This window comes from Lactobacillus sp. UBA5813, assembly GCF_002417895.1.
Taxonomy (GTDB): Bacteria; Bacillota; Bacilli; order Lactobacillales; family Lactobacillaceae; genus Lactobacillus; species Lactobacillus amylolyticus.
The window spans coordinates 33378-47881 of sequence record NZ_DICZ01000044.1 but is presented as its reverse complement, the minus strand read 5'-3'; the positions used below and the strand labels follow the sequence as shown (position 1 = coordinate 47881).

Annotated in this window: 15 protein-coding genes and 1 tRNA gene; 1 reads left to right on the top strand and 15 read right to left on the bottom strand. The window is 37.7% G+C overall.

From position 1 onward, the window contains the following. Nucleotides 1-13: 13 nt before the first annotated feature. From B2008_RS07675 to B2008_RS07655, 5 genes are all read right to left on the bottom strand, one after another. Nucleotides 14-190 carry a hypothetical protein gene (locus B2008_RS07675; RefSeq protein WP_006352685.1) on the bottom strand — a complete coding sequence of 59 codons (177 nt, stop codon included), beginning with the start codon at nucleotides 188-190 and terminating at the stop codon, nucleotides 14-16. A 33-nt stretch (nucleotides 191-223) separates the two neighbouring features. Next, a tRNA-Arg gene (locus B2008_RS07670) sits at nucleotides 224-297 on the bottom strand. Between the two features lie 51 nt (nucleotides 298-348). Further along, entirely contained in the window at nucleotides 349-1677 is a 1329-nt protein-coding gene (locus B2008_RS07665) for a PTS sugar transporter subunit IIC (protein ID WP_281829925.1), read from the bottom strand. After that, nucleotides 1674-2888: a DEAD/DEAH box helicase gene (locus B2008_RS07660; protein ID WP_281829927.1), complete on the bottom strand. Its 1215-nt coding sequence runs from the start codon at nucleotides 2886-2888 to the stop codon at nucleotides 1674-1676. Before B2008_RS07660 ends, B2008_RS07665 begins: the two co-directional genes overlap by 4 nt. Then, nucleotides 2888-3595, bottom strand: coding sequence for a GH25 family lysozyme (locus B2008_RS07655; RefSeq protein ID WP_281829928.1), 708 nt, complete (start codon nucleotides 3593-3595; stop codon nucleotides 2888-2890). The genes B2008_RS07660 and B2008_RS07655 overlap by 1 nt, the downstream gene beginning before the upstream one ends. Nucleotides 3596-3710: 115 nt before the next feature. Between B2008_RS07655 and B2008_RS07650 the strand changes: the two genes are divergently transcribed. Then, a complete protein-coding gene (locus B2008_RS07650; RefSeq protein WP_281829930.1) occupies nucleotides 3711-5033 on the top strand; it encodes an APC family permease in 1323 nt (440 codons plus the stop codon). A 60-nt stretch (nucleotides 5034-5093) separates the two neighbouring features. Here B2008_RS07650 and hpt read toward each other — a convergent pair whose 3' ends face one another. The 10 genes from hpt to B2008_RS07600 all read right to left on the bottom strand — a co-directional run bounded on the left by hpt (nucleotide 5094) and on the right by B2008_RS07600 (nucleotide 14253). Further along, complete coding sequence (gene hpt / locus B2008_RS07645; protein ID WP_281829931.1) at nucleotides 5094-5654, bottom strand: hypoxanthine phosphoribosyltransferase; 561 nt, start codon at nucleotides 5652-5654, stop codon at nucleotides 5094-5096. Nucleotides 5655-5776: 122 nt separating this feature from the next. Further along, on the bottom strand, nucleotides 5777-7117 hold the full coding sequence (locus tag B2008_RS07640) for a hemolysin family protein (protein WP_281829932.1): 1341 nt from the start codon (nucleotides 7115-7117) through the stop codon (nucleotides 5777-5779). A gap of 72 nt (nucleotides 7118-7189) precedes the next feature. Continuing rightward, a complete protein-coding gene (locus B2008_RS07635) occupies nucleotides 7190-7846 on the bottom strand; it encodes a nitroreductase (RefSeq protein WP_281829933.1) in 657 nt (218 codons plus the stop codon). A gap of 57 nt (nucleotides 7847-7903) precedes the next feature. Next, on the bottom strand, nucleotides 7904-8173 hold the full coding sequence (locus B2008_RS07630; protein ID WP_281829935.1) for a hypothetical protein: 270 nt from the start codon (nucleotides 8171-8173) through the stop codon (nucleotides 7904-7906). A gap of 4 nt (nucleotides 8174-8177) precedes the next feature. Continuing rightward, nucleotides 8178-9023, bottom strand: coding sequence for a patatin-like phospholipase family protein (locus tag B2008_RS07625; protein ID WP_281829936.1), 846 nt, complete (start codon nucleotides 9021-9023; stop codon nucleotides 8178-8180). A 142-nt stretch (nucleotides 9024-9165) separates the two neighbouring features. After that, a complete protein-coding gene (locus B2008_RS07620; RefSeq protein ID WP_006352697.1) occupies nucleotides 9166-9654 on the bottom strand; it encodes a PTS sugar transporter subunit IIA in 489 nt (162 codons plus the stop codon). Between the two features lie 18 nt (nucleotides 9655-9672). Next, nucleotides 9673-10161, bottom strand: coding sequence for a hypothetical protein (locus B2008_RS07615; protein ID WP_281829938.1), 489 nt, complete (start codon nucleotides 10159-10161; stop codon nucleotides 9673-9675). Further along, the gene (locus tag B2008_RS07610) at nucleotides 10145-10945 is read right to left on the bottom strand and encodes a MurR/RpiR family transcriptional regulator (protein WP_281829939.1); all 801 of its coding nucleotides are present in this window, start codon (nucleotides 10943-10945) and stop codon (nucleotides 10145-10147) included. The genes B2008_RS07615 and B2008_RS07610 overlap by 17 nt, the downstream gene beginning before the upstream one ends. 66 nt (nucleotides 10946-11011) lie before the next feature. After that, nucleotides 11012-12892, bottom strand: coding sequence for an alpha-glucoside-specific PTS transporter subunit IIBC (locus B2008_RS07605; RefSeq protein WP_281829941.1), 1881 nt, complete (start codon nucleotides 12890-12892; stop codon nucleotides 11012-11014). 20 nt (nucleotides 12893-12912) lie between these two features. Continuing rightward, on the bottom strand, nucleotides 12913-14253 hold the full coding sequence (locus B2008_RS07600) for a 6-phospho-alpha-glucosidase (protein ID WP_281829942.1): 1341 nt from the start codon (nucleotides 14251-14253) through the stop codon (nucleotides 12913-12915). Nucleotides 14254-14504 lie beyond the last annotated feature (251 nt).

Genomic DNA, 14504 nt, shown 5'->3' with positions numbered 1-14504 from the left:
CGCTTTTTCTCCTTTATTTCATTGGATTAAGCATGATCACTGTCACTAAGCCCCAAACAAGAAATACACAAATTAATGCTGTGTATAACAAATATTTTCTTGTCTTTGGTGGCCGATTTTTATCCAAACCAAAAACCAGGCAAAAACAACCAATAATAATTGCGGCAGCTGCTAATAATAAATAAAGCATAAGTCTCTTTCTTATCCTAACTATTCAAAAATATGATCCTGGTGAGATTTGAACCCACGACACACGGTTTAGGAAACCGATGCTCTATCCAGCTGAGCTACAGGACCAGCACAAATTAACTTTATCATAAAATGACAGTTAATTCACTATGTAATAGATTAATATTCCCGACTAAAGAACGTCCGCGGATGATTCGTATCAGCGATTTTATCAGCAGCAAAAACAAACGGTGCCCAAATCTCCAATGCAATTAACATGTTGATTATTGCCAAGATAATTGCTCGCCAGTCATAATTGCAGGCCAAAAAGGAATTAAAAATCGGCGGCACAATCGATGGAACGGCAACTTGAACCGGATTGACCAAGCCCATAACGGTTATCCAATAAGAGAAAGCGACATTAACCAAGGGTGCCAGTATAAATGGAATAAAGTAAATTGGATTCAGAACAATGGGTAAACCAAAAACAACCGGTTCATTTATATTGAAAATTCCTGGAGCAAGTGCAACTTTGGCAATTGTGCGGTAATCACTGCGTTTTGAAAATAGCAGAATCGCAATAATCAGCATCAATGTACCGCCCGTTCCGCCAAACCAGGAAAAAGAATCAAATGATCCTCTTACCCAAATAAATTTCGGAACTTGAGCATTTCGAGCAGCCGTGACATTGACATTTTGCGCAGTTAACCAAATTGAATCCAAAATTGGCGATAAAACAGCCAGACCATTTAGGCCGAAAAAACCAAAGACTTGCACTAGCAGCGTGACAAGCATGACCACGCCAAAGCCTTGACCTAATTTGACTAAAGGAATTTGAATTGCTTCCAAGAGCCAGTTGCCAAAATAAGTGCCCACAAATGTCTGAAAAAGATAGTTGATTGCACCTACACCAAAGATTGCAAGAATTCCTGGAATCAAGGAATCAAATGCAGCTTGTTCAGCATGCGGCAAATTGGCCTGCAAATGAATCATGATCCGTGCTTTATAACATAATACATAAATGCCAAAGCCGAGTGAGCCGAACAAAATGGCAGTGAATATTCCCGTGGTTGAAAATTGCTCAATGCAAAAAGCTTGTTTGACCGTAACGTTTTCACCATGAAGCTTAATCTGTGCATAATTGGCAACGCTGATCATAAAACTGGACAATGAAATAATTGCTCCAGCCAAACGGTTTGCTTCAAATGTCTTTGCCAACTGATAACCCAAGGAAACCGCTAAGAATAACGCAAACAAGGCAAAACTGCCGCGCCAAACGATATTGCTGATTTTGGCCAACGGCTGCATGGCAAAAGCAAAGGTATCCCAACCCAATTGTGTTCTAGCAGCATCAATCAAGCTTTTAATCAGGACCGCTACTGATCCAGCAATTGTAATCGGCATTACTGAAACAAAAGCATTCCTCAAGGCTACCAACCACCGAATTTGAGCGATTCGGTTAGCAATTGGCAACAGATTATTCTCCATCCAATAAACTAATCGATTCATTTTTTCACCTTCAAATAATGTGGATGATAACCTTTATTCTTGTTCTTTCTCTTCTTATGCTTTTTAACTTTGGCAGTGACCACTGCCGTTGCCTCTTTTTTCTTTAGTTTTGGCTTCTTTTGCGTCAAATGATAGCCCGCAAAATAAACTCGCCTAACTTCAACTTCTCCAGCCAATAGCTTTTTCAGATCACGAAAATCATGATCATCGCCTAAAGTAACAACATAGCCTTCTTTATTCATCCGACCCGTTCGTCCAGCCCGATGAAGGTAGGTATTAACCTCGCTTGGAATCTCATAGTTAATTACATAAGTTAAGCCTGGAATATCCAAACCTCTCGCCGCTAAATCCGTTGCCAGCAGCAATTTGGTTTTGCCATTTGCTAAATCATGCAAGGCTTCTTCGCGACGCTGCTTGCCAAATTCATTAGCCAGCAATTCAAATTTGGTTTTGGTGTGGCCGAAGATTCCAGCAAATCGGACCATAGTTTGATTTGAATCAAAAAAGAGAATCCCCTTAAATTGATCAAGTTTGGTCATTCTTTGCAAGAATTCTATTTTATGAGCATTATCGACTTGCAAGAAGTAGTGTTTGGTTGTCGTCCTTTGCTCTGGACGCACATCAATTAGTAAAAAGCGGCGGGCAAAAACATCTTCGGCATCCTGCGTTATTTCGGAATCAGTTGCGCCAAACAGCAAAATCTGTGCCTCACTTGCAAGATTCTGCCCCAATGAACTAAGCAATTCCATCTTAGTAAATTCCAATATGTCATCAGCCTCATCGATAACCAATGACTTAATCTGGGCTACTTTTATGCGTCCGCTAGAAAAGAAGTCAAAAAAACGACCTGGAGTGGCAACAACTACCTCTGGATGCTTTTTCTTCAGTTTATCTTCTTGACGCCCGCGATTACCAGCACCTACCAAGGACACTCCGCTTAAGCCTAGGGCATGCAAATAAGGATTAATTGCATGTCTGATTTGAACGGCTAATTCAGTAGTCGGCGCAATAATCACAGCGCTATTTGCTTCGCCCTTTTTGATTCTTTCCAAAGCCGGCAACGCATAAGCTAATGTTTTACCAGTTCCTGTTTTAGCCAGGCAAACACAGCTGGCACCATTCAAAATGGCGTCATAGCTTTCTTTTTGAATTAAGGTTGGTGTTCTTTTATGTTCTTTTGCGAGAACTGCTTTAATTTTTTCTTGATACATTATTGTGTTAATTGTCCATATTTCTGTTTATATTGAGTAACCGAACCGTTATAAGAAAACATCGTTACTCCCTTTTCCAAGCCACTAACATCCTTGACTCGACCATTATTAGTATAACGCCAAAATGCATATTTCATTTTATTTGGCTGCTTGCTACCAGACGTGATAAATTGCGTTTTTGCCGAGAAAAATTTTGCATAACGATAATCGACCGCTACAATCACTTTCTTACCTGATTGCATTAATTTTTCTGCAAGCTGCCCCATTTTGCTTAGGTAGCTACTCTTTGTACTGGCAACAGCCGGAATAAGCATAATTGGTAAACTGCCAGAATTATTGCCGACTTTTTTAACAAAATATTGATACTGCTGCTGAGGTGTTGACTGATTGCTAAAGTAAATCTCCGTGCCAAAAGCCAGCTTCGTTCCCTGAATCTGATCACGACAGGACAGATAGTTATCATCAAAATAAGATTGTCCTTGTGTGCCGCGCAAATAAACAAAAGAAATTCCGTTTGCCTGCAATTTATGCAAATCAATGTAATCAAAATCCTGCGTCAATTCTACGCCGATGGCACTGGTATTCGAATTGCTGGGCAAGGTTGTTTGCCGGCGAAAATTAAGAAAACCGATGAAAAGACCTGCCACTGCTAAAACAAGCAGCGTTAAAATCAACGGCAAAGTAAATTTATGATGAAACCTCTTCATCGCTTTTTCCTCCCTAACTAACTATTTTAACCAATCTCTTCTTCTATACCAAGCCCTTAATATTTTGTATAATAAAAAGAGTTTGATTCACGTTCTTTTTTGAAAGGTTGATAAAATGAAAAGACAGATTTCCTTCACCCAGGCTCTGGCGACCGTAGTCGGATCAGTCATCGGTGCTGGAGTTTTTTTCAAAATAGGTACAATTACGGCCCAGACAGGCAGTACTTCAATGACCTTGTTTGTCTGGATATTAGCCGGAGTAATTTCAATTGCTTCCGGCTTAACCGTTTCTGAAATTGCGGCCAGTTTGAAAGTCAACGGGGCAATTAAATATTTAGACTATACATATGGCAGAGTGTGGGGCTTTCTCTTCGGTTGGGCACAAATGATCGTCTACTTTCCCGCCCAAATCGGAGCCTTAAGTTCTATCTTTGGCGTTCAATTTGTTTCTTTGTTTGGCATCCCCAGTAAATTTTCCAATCTAATTGCGATTTTACTGGTTCTATTCTTATTTGGAATTAACCTAATCGGAACGAAAGTTTCCAGTAAAATGCAATCAGTAATTACGGTATTAAAAATTATTCCAATTGTTTTAATCATTATCTGGGGAATTTTCAATCAAAATCGAATCAATATTCAAATTTTGCCACTTACGGTTGGTGCCGGCAAATCAATGGCTGGTGGCCTAAGTCAAGGTCTTCTTTCAGCACTTTTTGCCTTTGAAGGCTGGATCGTAGTTACTAATCTCGCCAACGAAGTAAAGAATCCTGAAAAGGACCTTTCAAGAGCCATTATTGCTGGATTGTCCGGTATCACTTTGATCTACGTACTGATCAATTATACCTTTTTGACTGTTCTGCCAATTCATCAATTAGTCAATAACAACAACGCTGCTTTTGAAGCATCAATTAAATTATTTGGTCAATTTGGCGGCAAATTGGTAACTGTCGGCATTTTGATTTCGGTCTATGGTGCAGTTAACGCCTTTATGCTAACAGGGATGAGAACGCCGTATATTCTTGCTCAGGACAATTTGCTCCCTTATTCTAATAAGATTGGTAAAACTAATATCCATACTGGTGTACCAATTATTGGCGCCGTAATCGTCAACTTGATTGCAATAATTATGATTTTGCTAGGCAACTTTAATGTTCTAACTGACATGCTGGTCTTTGTCATGTGGACCTTCAATACAATGCTTTCAATTGCAGTTCTTGTTTTGCGCAAGCGGGAACCTGAATTAAAGAGACCATTCTCGGTTCCTTGGTATCCATTGATTCCACTAATTTCAATTATCGGTGGTGTTTTCATTGTTTTTTCCACAATTATCAACCAATTCATTCTTTCAATGATTGGAATTGGCTTAACCTTGCTAGGAATGCCAATTTATTATTACAAGCAAAAACAAAATAAGGCCAACAATAATTTAAAGAATTAATTTTTGTAAAAATAAAAACCTTGCCGTTTTTGGGCAAGATTTTTTATTTACCTTTTTTAATTACTTGGCATATTTATCAATAATTTTTGGCTTTAATACACCGATATAAGGAATATTACGATACATGTTTAAAAAGTCTAAACCGTAGCCAACAACAAATTCGTTGCCAACTTTTGAACCATAATAATCGACTGTGACGTCAGTTGTTCTGCGAGCGTCCTTATTCAAAAGAGCACAGCACTTAACGCTCTTAGCTCCGCGACCCTTAATTAGGTCCTTCATAAACTTCAACGTTAAGCCAGTATCAACAATATCTTCGATAATCAGCACATCGCGATCTTTGACATCGGCACTAAGATCTGTCACTACTTTAATTTTTCCAGTAGATTCAAAACCATTGCCATAACTGGAAACATCAAGGAAATCTAATTGATGGGCAACATCCATTTGCCGGGTAACATCAGTTAAGAAATAAATTGCGCCTTTTAAAGCACCAACAACCAATGGTTTTTTGCCAGCATAATCTTCAGTTAATTGCTTGCCCAAGCGGACGCACATTTCATGAATATCATCTTCAGTGAACAACTTATGATCAATAATTTGATTAATATTATCTGCCATTTTGTTTAAATATTCCTTTACTAATAATCATTAATAAATACTCGATAAAAGTGATTATAACATCTTTATATAAAAAAAGCGCTAGTCTCAGCGCTTTCTCTTAACCTTTTTAAAAATTATGCTTATTCTTGATCAGCATTTTTTTCACTTTCAGGTTTAACAATAAACCATCTCATAAAACCTTGTTCAATACTATCAAGTTTGAAATTGTAACCTTCAATTGTGATGGAATCATCCTTTTTAAGATCAGGATAATGTTCCATCATATAACCACCAATAGTAATAATGTCGCTATCTTGAAAGCTCTTCAAATCAGTATGGAAGTAGCGTTCAAAATCATACAGGGTAGTTTTACCAGAAACGTGAACATTGCCTTCTTTATCCTTAATGATGTAATCATCAGAAACATCATCAATTTCATCTTTAACGGAACCAAAGAGTTCTTCATAAATATCTTTATCAGTTACAATTCCGCTCGTACCACCGTATTCATCAACTACCAAAACAATTGGTGTGTGTTTTTGAATCATCAAATGCAAAATATCTTGAATTGGCATTGATTCAGGTACAGTAATAATTGTCCGAATAATTCTGGTTACAGGGACGTTGTTGTCCACTTGGTTTTGCTGAACAATGTCATAAGCATAAACATAACCAACGACGTCGTCTTTATCATTATCACGAACAACTGGAAAACGACTGAACCCTTCATCCAAATACATTTTAAGGGCTTGTTTAATTGTGTCAGTTGAATCAAGAACCGTTAAGCGTGTCCGGTCAGTCATAATGTCCTTTGCAACTTTATCATTAAGCTCAAAGGCACGTTCCATGTAAGTTAAATCATATTTATCAAGTGATCCGCCATGAACGGCATTTTTCGATAACTTAATAATTTCAGACTGTGAATAAATTTCGTTTTCTTCGTCAGCCGGCTGGAATCCCATTAACTTTAATAGCCCATTGGAACTCTTGTTTAAAAGCCAAACAAACGGATAAACCAAGGTATGGAACCATTGCAGCGGCGTAATGATACCCATTAAAATTTTGACCGGCATATCAATTGCAATATTCTTAGGCACGATTTCGGTAACGACAACTTCCAAGTAAGTTAACAAAATCAAACCTAAAATAGTACTGACTGATTTTACCAATGAAAGATTCATTGGCGTCAACTTAAATAGTTTTTCAAGAATGGCAGCAATCGTATCAGCCGAGAACCAACCTAAAATAGCACCAACTAAAGTAGTACCAACCTGGGTAGTTGACAAATACTCATTCAGATTGCGAACCATATGCAATCCCCGTTTTACTTTTTTCTTGTTGCCCTGACCATTACTAAGCATATCTTCAAGTTGACTGGCACGAGTCTGCACTAACGCAAATTCGGCAGCAACGAAAAAGGAAGCAAAGATAAAAATAATCAGTGTTGCAATCAAATTTTCAATTATTTCAGGATCACTCAAAATTTTGTCACCTTTTTAATAAGAATTTATAAAATCTTCCGTTTACTTTCATTCTACCATTCTTATAAAAACTTATTTACTCAACTTATAAATCTTTTCAAATGGTACTCTGTCTGGGTAGAACTTTGGATCATTTACTTCTGCACCATTGTCGCGATAGCCAAGTGCAATTGCCATTCCGACCAATTCATTTTCAGAAATGCCGGCATATTTGCGAACCAGGTCAGGATAAGAAACCAATGAGTGCGCAGGCATTACTGAAATACCGTTATTAATTGCTGAAAGCATCAAGCTTTGTGCAAAGATTCCCAAGTCAAAAACAGACCAAGTTGGGGAAATCTTAGGAATGGTCAAAAATGCAATTGCTGGTGCATTAAACATTTCCTTATTTGCTTCATTAACCAAATTAAGCTTATTTCTAAAAAAGTATGTCTGCGAAGCACCCATCGTTGCCATGTTGCGACTTGGAAAAGTATCCCAATCAAGCAAAAGCATTGATGCAAAGTCTTCACTTGGCTCTTTGCCAGAATCAGCGTTTTCCATTTGTGCCTGCTTTAACTTAGCTAAACTGTTACCCGTTACCATGTAGACGTGCCATGGTTGAGAATTAAGCAAGGATGGTGAATGCTGCGCATCTTTAACAATTTTAGCCAGCAATTTTTCATTTACTTTCCGGTTAGTAAATTTACGGGTTACTCTTTCCTTTTTAAAAACTTCATCAAAATCCATTTAGAAGGCCCTCCTAATTTCTTAGTTTAAATTATATTAAAACCAGAATAATTTTTCTTACTTTTGCTCTTCTTTCTTTGCTTTTTCTTCGGCCTCTCGCTTCTTAATTGCTTCTCGCATCGCCAAGTCATTCTTGTGAACAGTATTAAGAGCCGTAATTGTCAATTCTAAACCACCAATACAAATTAATATTAGACCTAATGGAAACAAAAAGAAGAAATTCGGATTATTTTTTAATGGCGCAACAATCCCCCAACAGAGAATTCCTGCAATCATAATTACAATTCCTATAACAACACTTTTGGTACTTGGTCGATATCTTTTCATAAAATCACTCTTTCAAATATTTCTTTAAGGCTGCTAACTGCTTCTGCCCTTCATTAATTCCAATCTGGTAAACGCGCTTTAATTCATCCTTATTAGTCTCAACCGTACCAATTTCAAGCGGATATGGCGGACGAATCACAAAAATCTTCTTTTCCTTTTCTTGCCGTTCAATTTCATCAAGACAGCGATTATAATCTTGTGATCGTGTTTTTATTTTCTTTAAAATGGCTGGATATTGCCGTAAAACCATTTTCTCAATTGGCCACAATTTATCTTTGCCTTTGCGATATTCTCTAGGCTGAGAAGTTATCACGACGTTTAAATCATAATGCTTTTCTGCAAAGGTCAATGGTATTGAGTCAGAAACCCCACCATCAAAATAGTAATGTCCTTTAATTGCGACAGGATGTGCAAAAAATGGAATAGAAGCCGAAGCTCTAACCCATTCAAGGTCCGTATAACTGCCATCCCTTAAAAGATGATAGTCAGCTTCACCAGTCTCAACATCAGTGGATACGCTCCAAAATTCCATTGGATTTTCTCTAAAAGTTTTTTTATCAAACGGATCGTACTCTTCAGGAATCAAATGGTAGCAAAAATTTGCCGCATATAAATTGCCCGATTGAAACCAAGACTTCCAACTGGCATAACGTGGATTGCCAGCAAAACGTAAATTATAACGCAAGACTCGTCCAGGCTGTTTAGATTTCAGATTAACACCAAAAGCCGTACCAGCTGATACGCCAACTGCTCCGTCAAAAGTTACATTGTTTTTCATCAAGACATCAAGAACGCCAGCGCTAAACATTTCACGCATTGCACCGCCTTCAAGAACTAATCCCTTTTTCACCTGAACACCTCCATATTTACTCTTCTTATTATTTTATAACAAAAAAGTTCCGACTAAACGTCGGAACTTCAAAACTATCAAATTAGCTATTATCAAATTGAGGTTAATTTAACTTTCGGGGAAAAAATATTTAACAAAACAATTAGTTAAAATGAATAGTTTGTGCTTTTTCGGAATGCTGAATGCTTCGCTTTTCAATTGGATCAACAGCCTTAAGCAGATCCATGTTAGTGTAAACAACAATTACACTGTCATCATAACCGGCATCAGTAATTTGTTTCAGGTCCATTGTGGCTAACTGATCACCTGCTGAAACTTGATCGCCTTGTTTAACATTAGTAGTGAAAGGAGCACCTTTTAACTCTACTGTATCAAGACCTAAGTGAATTAAAAGCTCAAGACCCTCTTTAGTTTTAATTCCAATTGCATGCTTAGTTGGGAAAACAGTAGAAATTTCACCGCTTACAGGAGCATAAACATTGCCATCATTTGGCTTAATTGCAAAGCCATCACCTAACATCTTTGTTGAAAAGACGTCATCTTTAACATCAGTAATTGGCATCAATTCACCACTTACTGCTGCTAAAACTTCAGTACCAGTAGCTTTCTTTTTCTTAAAGAAATTGAACATAACTATAACCTCAACTTTTTATAAACTCATTAAAAGGATAAGTCCGAAACAAATTACTAAAAACAAACCGGAAACAATGCTGACAACTGTGGCTGTTGCATCACGCTGCCCATTCTTAAGACTTTTTGCTTCGTGAATTCCAATTAAAGCCATCACAAAACAAAGAAAATTGCCAACAAGAATTTGACTTATAGCTTGCCACATCATGAAGAAACGATAATTCTCATAAGTTTCAAGCACTTCTTGTTCTTTCAGTAATAAATAGTATCCTGTCATCAAATCAACGAATGCGATGATCACACCCACTGCAACCGCTGGTTGTTTGAACATTACTGTCCATGATTGCTTGCTAGCGAGAATGCGCATTTCAATCATTAACCAAAAAGCAATTGGGATTAAAAACAAGATGTAAGAATACCATTTAATGGTTCGATTTGCATCTAAATGTACCGTTCTTGCAATTCGGTCAAGTAGATTCGAAAATTTGCGTTTACTTACTGCCCACATCACGGTTCCTCTTTTCAGTATGAAAGGCTGAATAATCACTAACCAATAGATCAACTAAACAATAGGCTGGAGTAAAGGCAACCTCTTGGTTATCTTCAGGTCCTTCCAAAAAAACTACAGTTGGAAAATACATATTGTATTGCGTTAAAGATGCTAATTTATTTTGCTTCATGTTGGTTAATGAAACCAAAACAAACTTATCCGTCCGCAACTTCAATTTTGCAATTTCTTCATTGATGATCTTACTGTCACCCGAAAATGAAATAATGAATAGTACATCACCTTTTTTAGCATTTCGACCTGCAGCCTTAAGCTCATCTACAGCAGAAGGCAAAATTGTCGTATGTAAACCAACCATGAATAACTCATGTGAAATGTATTGTGCAATTAACTGCTGTTCCCATCCAGTTGAAAAAAGATAGACCATGCTTGCATTATCAAAAGCTTGATATAGATTTTTCAAATTCAAGCTATGAAAATACTTTACAACATCAGCTGTTGCCTTTAACAAATCATTAGCAAAATCACTATGGACTCTAATTGCTCGATTCTCAGACGAAGCAAGTTCATCGAGATCAAACTTTAATTCACTATAACCACTAAGTCCTAATTTCTTGCAGAGTCTGAAAATAGCGGATTCTGAAATATACAGTTTCTTTGCTAATTTAGACAAACTGAGTTTGCTGTAAGATTCTGGGTTATTTACAACAAATTGAATGATCTTTTTTTCAGAATCATTCAATTTATCGTTATTATTTAAAATCATTGTTTTTAGATTTGCCATAACTCGTGCCTTTACATACATTCAAAATGTAAATATATTTTAGCACAAGTTAGCAATCGCTTACAATTACATTAAACTCTTCATGTTATCAACAATTTGATCTGCGTCTAAGCCAACTACAATGTCAACTTCTTTTTCATTATCTTTACGTTCGACTTCTTTAGCATCGTACTTCTTGAAGTCAACATCGTTAGCAACTTTGCTCATATCAACAACATGAGCTCTTACTCTAGTTGAGCAGCTGATCAAATCATTAATGTTGGATTCGCCACCAAGCAAGTCAAGGTAAGCAGTAGCTCTTTCAATATATGGATTATCTTGAGTAGTTGATACTTGAGCAGCGTTTCCGCTTTGTTTCATCAAGTCGTTCATTTCATCAAGAACTTGAGGAACATCAAGACCTACAATAACTTGAATAGCTTTACCATGGTGAACAACGTTAACAGCCTTGTTTGCCTTGAATTCTGAGTCAGGAGCAACCTTGCTTGGATCTGCAACAGATACACGTAATCTAGTAGCACATGAGCTCAATTCGGTAATGTTTGAAGCACCACCTAATAAGTCAAGGTAAGCAGTAGCTCTGGCAATGTAAGGATCGCTAGCATCTTTGCCAGCTTCCTTAGCAGCCATCTTTTGTTTGTATTCTTTCTTGTTAATAAGTTTAACATCTTGATCATCAGCTTCACGACCTGGAGTGATGTAGTTAAACTTTTCAATCATAATCTTGAAGACGAAGTAAGTAATAATACCGAAGATAATACCAACGATAAATTGCATTACATAAATCTTCCAGTGGTGTTCCCACAATGGCAACCAGTTCTGGGATGCGATACCAATAGCACCGTCTGACATAAAACCTCTTAAACCAAATGCGTACATCACAGTGTTCATTGTAGCTGACATTACTGAGTAAACAACCCAAAGAACTGGAGCTGCGAACAAATAAGTAAAGTCAATAGGTTCAGTAATACCTGCTAAAACTGAAGTTAAAGCAGCTGGGATAAGCAAAGCTGAAGTTTGCTTCTTCTTGTTCTTCTTAGCAGTTGCGTAGAAGGCAAGACAAATAAATGGAACTAAGAATACTTTTTCGTTACCGTAAAGCTGGAATCCTTCCATTGGTGCTAATTGAGCCAAAGGACGAGAACTTGCGGCATATTCTGCCAAGTGCTTCAACCAGTATGGTTGCAAACCACCGGCAACAACGGCTGGACCGAACTGGAATGGAATGTATACCAAGTGGTGAAGTCCAGTAGGAATCAAAATACGGTTTAAGAAGTTGTAAACCCAAATACCGATAAATCCACTGCTTACAATGAAGTGTTGCATAGCAGTAATACCGCTTTGGACTTTTGGCCAGCCCCAGCAAGTAAGAAGTGCTAATGGAATCATTGCAAAGAATGCAAGGAAGTAAACATAAACTGAACCTTGGAAAATACCTAACCAATCAGGCAACTTCTTATCGAAGTATTTGTTGTGGAGCCATCCAACGATCAAGGCAACTACCAAGGCACCCAAGATACTGGTATCAAGAGTCTTAATACCGGCAATGGTAGTCAAACCGTTGTTAGTAGCGTTTGAGGCAATTTGAATCTTGTCAAAGTTTGGAATACCAAATGCGCTGCCCCAGTGTGACAACATAGCACCGATAAAGTAGTTATAAGTCAAGTAAGTGATTACTGACTCCATGGCAGCTCTACCTCTAGCTTTGTTAGCTAAACCAATAGGTAAACCTACCGTGAACAAAATTCCTTCTTGGTTGAAGACTGTCCAACCACCGGCTGAAATTGTATCCCAGATGTTGTACCAAGTGGTACCTGGGTTTGCAAGTGAACCGAACAACGTTGCGTTATTGAACAAGCTACCAAGAGCTACGACAATACCCGCAAATGAGAACAGCATAACTGGGACGAACATCGCAGCCCCAAAACGCTGTATTTTCTGCATCATAATTATTTCACCTCTAAAAACTATTTAAGTTCTGGCCAATATGGTTTATTAACAACCATCATGTCATCAAGAATCTTCTTAGCAACGCTTGCATCTGGAACAGTCTTGTTCAAAGTGAAGGCTTGAAGCATCTTGTTGTATGAATGTTCAACATATGCATCAACAACTAATTTTTCACAAGTTTGTTGTTCCATCATCAAGCCGCGTTGGAATCTACCAGCCTTACCAGTAGCAAGTGGTTGGATACCATCTGCGCCGTAGAGGCAAGGAACTTCGACAATTGAATCTGGATCCATATTGGAGATAGCACCATTGTTAGGACAGTTGGCTAAGAACTTTTCATGAGTGTTGTAAGCAATTGCGTGGCAAATATCTACAATATATTCTGAGTGAAGTCCTGAAATGTCCCAAATGTTATCTTTAGCAGTACCAGCTTCAACAATTCTCTTGCATTCACCAAAGACAATCTTTTGACGGTGTTCAAGAATTTCATCAGTACGAGTGTGCTTTGGATTTGCATTAGCAACTTCGTATTGTGGGAAGTAGTAGTATTGCATGTAAGTGTTTGGCAAAGTGGTTGGATCTAATGAGTAGCAGTCTTTAGCTTTCTTAAAGGTTGCTTCCCAACTAGCTTCAGTATCTTTATCGTAGTCGCCGCCAACCCAGTAGCCATCTTTAGAAACGTAGTCCTTAAGCTTAGGCATTAAGTCTTCGCCAGTCTTCTTATTGCGAACTGACTTCCACCAGCCGAAGTGGTTTAAACCATAGTAAGTGAAGTCTAAGTCGTGGAATGAATCCAAACCACAGATCTTAGCCATTCTGTTCATAATGTCGATAGGCATGTCACAAATGTTGATAACCTTTGCATTTGGACGAAGACGACGACAAGCTTCAGCAACAATGGCAATTGTGTTTGAATAATTAATCATCCAAGCATTTGGTGAATACTTTTCCATCCAGTCAATAATTTGAATAATTGCTGGAATAGAACGTAAACCATAGGCCATTCCTCCGGGTCCGGTTGTTTCTTGACCATTAACACCGTACTTCAAAGGAATCTTTTCGTCTAAGCTTCTCATATGATACTTACCAACACGAATTGAACCCATTACGAAGTCAACATCAGTAAAGGCTTCCTTTGGATCGGTGGTGTATGAGAACTTAATTTGTGGCGCTCTTTCTTTAATGATGATTTCTACGGCTTTTGCAATTTTTTCTTGACGTTCTGCATCGTTGTCATAGAACTTTAATTGTCTAAGTGGAAACATGTCTTGACTTTTGATCAAGTCAAGCACGAAGCCTGGTGTAAACGTGCTACCGCCACCGGCGATAACTACCGAATACTTCTTATCATTAGCCATTTAGAATTACCCCTCAATATATCTAAAACACTAAGGCTAAATCAAATGATATCAACTTTTGAAAAGCCTTATTAAGCAGTCAGCTAACTTACAGTTTTATTTATATCATAATTTTAAAGTTATGTAATCGCTTTCTCTGACTACTGAAAATTTATTTCAGCGTTTGAATGCTTTATTTCATTTTATGAAATATATTTCAAAGGTAAAGAAAATTATCGAGCCTTTATTTTAAGACTAAAATAAACTGATGT